The sequence below is a fragment of the Mycobacterium sp. genome, assembly GCF_035506235.1.
Taxonomy (GTDB): Bacteria; Actinomycetota; Actinomycetes; order Mycobacteriales; family Mycobacteriaceae; genus Mycobacterium.
In genome coordinates, this window is record NZ_DATJPU010000145.1 from 1 (window position 1) to 3790 (window position 3790).

A 3790-nucleotide genomic window follows, 5' to 3' on the forward strand; every position below is an offset into this window, starting at 1 on the left:
TGCGGGGTGTCTTCCGGCTGCATGCCGTGCCGTGGCCCCCGGTGAGAGTCGCAACGATCCGGTTGAAGTCGCGCGGGTACCGCGAGTAGGCGTAGCGCCACTTGAGGGGCCAGCCGTCGGTGCCGCCACCCGCAGCGGGGAGCTGGCCTACCGGGCCACCACCGCGCCTGGCGGGGGCTGTCCCACCGGGCGATGATGTCGGCTTCGCGTCCGGCGAAGTAGCGAGCATGGGCGGCCCGAACCTCAGCTGCTGGGCTGCTGGCGACGAGTTGCTCCTCGGCGAACTGGCGGATCGTTTCCAACATCGAAAACCGGGTCCGCCCCGACGAGCGGTCGGCGACAAGTAATGACTTTCGCACCAAGGCATCGAGCAGATCCAGCACGGCGTAGTCCCCGGATTCATCGAACCCGGCTAACCGCGCAGGCACTTTGGAGATCGAATCCGCCCGCGAACACCGAACACTGTGTGCATGGTGGTCTGCGACGGGCTCAAGGGCCTGTCAGAGGCGGTCGGGGCGGTGTGGGACCTCGCAATCGTGCAGACCTGTGTCATCCATCTGCTGCGCAACACCTTTCGTACGCGTCACGAAAGTACTGGTACGAGATCGCCAAGGACATCCGCCCGCTCTACACCGCACCCACCGAGGCGGCGGCCAAGGAACGCTTCGTGGAGTTCACCCACAAATGGGGCGCCCAGTACCCGGCGATCATCCGGCTGTGGGAAAACGCCTGAAGCGAGTTCGTCCCGTTCTTGGACTACGACGTGGAGATCCGCCGGGTCATCTGCAGCACCAATGCCATCGTTATCTGGAGTTCCCTCGATGGCGTCTTCGATGTCCGACATGGGGCGTTGAGGTCCCCGATTCTGCTTGGTGGATGTGGTTATCTGCAGTCGTCCAGGAGGCAGAGCCTACGGAGGGACGATGCAAGTCGCACGAGTCATCTCATCGGTCTCGTCGCGTGAATCGTGGACCGTTCTTGGCGAGGACGATCTCCCGGTCGCGCCAGTGGAGCGGTATCTGGCGTATCTGAGCGACATCGAGCGCTCACCGAACACGGTCAAGGCGTATGCGCACGATCTGAAGGACTGGTTCGCCTTCCTGGCTGATCGCGGGCTGGATTGGAGGGCGGTGCGGCTCGACGATGTAGGTGAGTTCGTCGCCTGGCTGCGACTGCCGCTGCAGGCCCGGGCCCGCGACGGGCGAGTTGCGGTATTGCCGTCGGTGGCGCATCACTGCACGGAATCCACCGTGAATCGCAAGCTTTCGGCGGTCGGCGCGTTCTATACCCATGCCGGTCGAGACGGTGTCGAGGTCGCCGAATCGTTGACGTCGTGGCAGGTCGGCGGGGCGCGTGGCGGCTGGCGGCCGTTCTTGCATCACATCAGCAAGAGCGAACCGAAACCGCGGCGAGTGGTCGCGTTGAAGACGCCCAAGAAGTTGCCCAGGGTGCTCACACCGGTCGAGGTGCAGTCCGTATTGGATGGTTGCCAGCGGTTGCGGGACAGATTGCTGTTTGCCCTGCTGTATGACACAGGCATGAGAATTGGTGAAGCACTCGGGTTGCGGCACAACGACATTGCCGCCGCCGAGGGAGAGGTGACGGTACGGTGCCGCGACAACGCCAACGGCGCGCGCGCCAAGTCGGCAAACTCGCGCACGATCCCGGTCAGCGCTGAACTGATCCGGTTATATGCGGACTACCTGCACGGCGAGTACGGCGATCTGGACAGTGATTATGTATTCGTCAACCTGTGGGGACACCCACGTGGGCATCCGCTGACCTACGCCGCGGTCTACGACCTGGTGCGCCGGCTGCGCCGACGGGTCGGGATCGACTTCGACCCGCACTGGCTGCGGCACTCGGCCGCGACGCGGATGCTGCGCGACGGTATTGGCATCGAGGTGGTGGCACGGTTGCTCGGTCACTCGTCGGTGGCCACCACGAGTTCGACGTACGGGCACCTGACCGTCGAGGACGCCCGCCGGGTGATGGAGCAGGCGGGCTGGTTCACCGACGAGCAGGTGAGCTGGTGACCGCCCCGGTTCGCGGTGGTGTCTCGTCTGGGCTACTGGGCAAGCTGTTGGGGGTGGTGCGCAGCGAATTCCGCAGTGATGTCATGGAATTCGGTCCTGAGAATCCAGTGTTTGGCGGCGTCGCATGCGAGGTGACGGGTTGTGCTCGCATAGCTTCTGGCCGGGGGCTGTGTCAGGGCCATCTGCACCGGTGGGTCTGCGAGGGGCGACCGGACATGCAGCGGTTCGTTGCGTGCACTGACCCGCGCTGGCGCCGGCAACGGCCTAACCAACGTTGCCGGGTGTCTGGCTGTGGCTACGGCTGCAGTCGCGGCGGTTTGTGCGGTCTACATGGTCAGCGATGGCAGCGAGCCGGTCGGCCGGACCTGGATGCGTGGCTGGTCGATGCCGCGGCGGCGCAGTGTCCGGCTCCGGGCAGGACGTGCCGTATCCCGCATTGCGAGTTGTGGGCGCAAGGGAAATCACCGTTTTGCCAGTCCCACGAATACCTGGAAAGTCAACGGACGGCCCGACATCGAGGAGTTCGCCGACCACTTCGCCGAGATCACACTGGCCAGTGAAATGATCCAGCTCGATCGGCTGACGCCGCAGGTGAAGCTGGAGATGCAATACGTGCTGCAACGTCGCCACGATGAACGGCAGGGCAAGCTTCCACCAGGGGTCGTGATGCGGGTGGTGCGGATGCTCGCCGCCGCGGATGTGACCGCCCTGCTCGACCACGACGAAGACGTCTGGAGGGAGCGAATCCAGTTGCTGATCAACGATAATCGTGCGCGAGGCCTGTTCGGCTACGCCTACCGCGCGATCGTTGACCTGGCCGAGGCTGGTGGTTGGGAAGCCGAATTCCCGCGTGATGTGTGGCGGATGCGCCGCCTCGGCTACGACGGCGACCGCACCCTGCGATTCGGGGAGATCACACAGCCGTGGCTGCGGGACCTGGCCAAACGCTGGATTCGTTGGCGACTGTCAAGCGGGTTGGGGCTCGAAGCGGGCGGCGCTAGACCGGTCGTGGTGATCACCCGGTTCGCCCGGTTCCTCGCCGACATCGGCATTAACGGAATCGACCGGATCGACCGGCCGGTGCTCGAACGCTACCTCGCCGATTTGCGTGGTGAGCGCATCGGCTCCCAACGTCGCGCCAGCCACATCGGCCTACTGAACCGGTTCTTCGCCGCCATCCGCCAACATGGTTGGGACACTGCACTTCCCGCCGATGCAATGTTTTATGCCGAGGACTACCCCAAACGCGCCGAAAGACTGCCGCGAGCGCTGGCCGAACACGTCATGGCCCAGCTCGAGCACCCCGACAACCTCGCCCGCTTCGCCGACTCTAACCACCGGCTGATCACGATCATCCTGATGCGCTGCGGGCTGCGGATCACCGACGCGCTGCGGCTTCGCGCCGACTGCGTCATCGTCGACGCCGAGGACGCCCCATATCTGCGCTACTACAACCACAAGATGAAACGCGACGCGCTGGTGCCCATCGACGAACAACTGCGCGAACTGATCGCCCAACACCGGCACCACACCCTGCAACGCTGGCCCGCCGGGACACCGGGGCTGTTCCCGCGGCCAACCAAGAACATCGACGGCACCCACCCAATCGCCAGCCCGACCTATCGAGCGGCGCTGTTGCGCTGGCTGGCCACCTGCAACATCCGCGACGAATACGGCCAGCCGGTGCACCTGACCCCTCACCAGTGGCGTCATACCCTCGGGCACCGGCTGATTAACCGCGACGTTCCGCAGGA

At 64.8% G+C, this 3790-nt stretch carries 2 protein-coding genes and 2 pseudogenes; 3 read left to right on the forward strand and 1 reads right to left on the reverse strand.

Features of this window, described 5'->3' with window-relative positions; genetic code table 11:
* Positions 1-167 precede the first annotated feature (167 nt).
* A pseudogene (locus VMD50_RS13855) lies at positions 168-465 on the reverse strand (winged helix-turn-helix domain-containing protein); the annotation flags it as partial.
* Between VMD50_RS13855 and VMD50_RS13860 the strand changes: the two are divergent.
* The 3 genes and pseudogenes from VMD50_RS13860 to VMD50_RS13870 all read left to right on the forward strand — a co-directional run.
* Positions 441-802: pseudogene (locus VMD50_RS13860) on the forward strand (transposase); the annotation flags it as partial. The pseudogenes VMD50_RS13855 and VMD50_RS13860 sit on opposite strands and share 25 nt — an antisense overlap.
* A 121-nt stretch (positions 803-923) precedes the next feature.
* Complete coding sequence (locus VMD50_RS13865) at positions 924-2036, forward strand: site-specific integrase (protein WP_325428322.1); 1113 nt, start codon at positions 924-926, stop codon at positions 2034-2036.
* Between the two features lie 291 nt (positions 2037-2327).
* Positions 2328-3790, forward strand: a 1463-nt coding sequence (locus tag VMD50_RS13870; RefSeq protein ID WP_325428323.1) for a tyrosine-type recombinase/integrase, incomplete at its 3' end; no start/stop codon positions are given.

What these genes read in the sequence shown, in the direction of transcription:
- VMD50_RS13865 (WP_325428322.1), top strand. Translation starts at nt 924, where the DNA reads ATGCAAGTCGCACGAGTCATCTCATCGGTCTCGTCGCGTGAATCGTGG.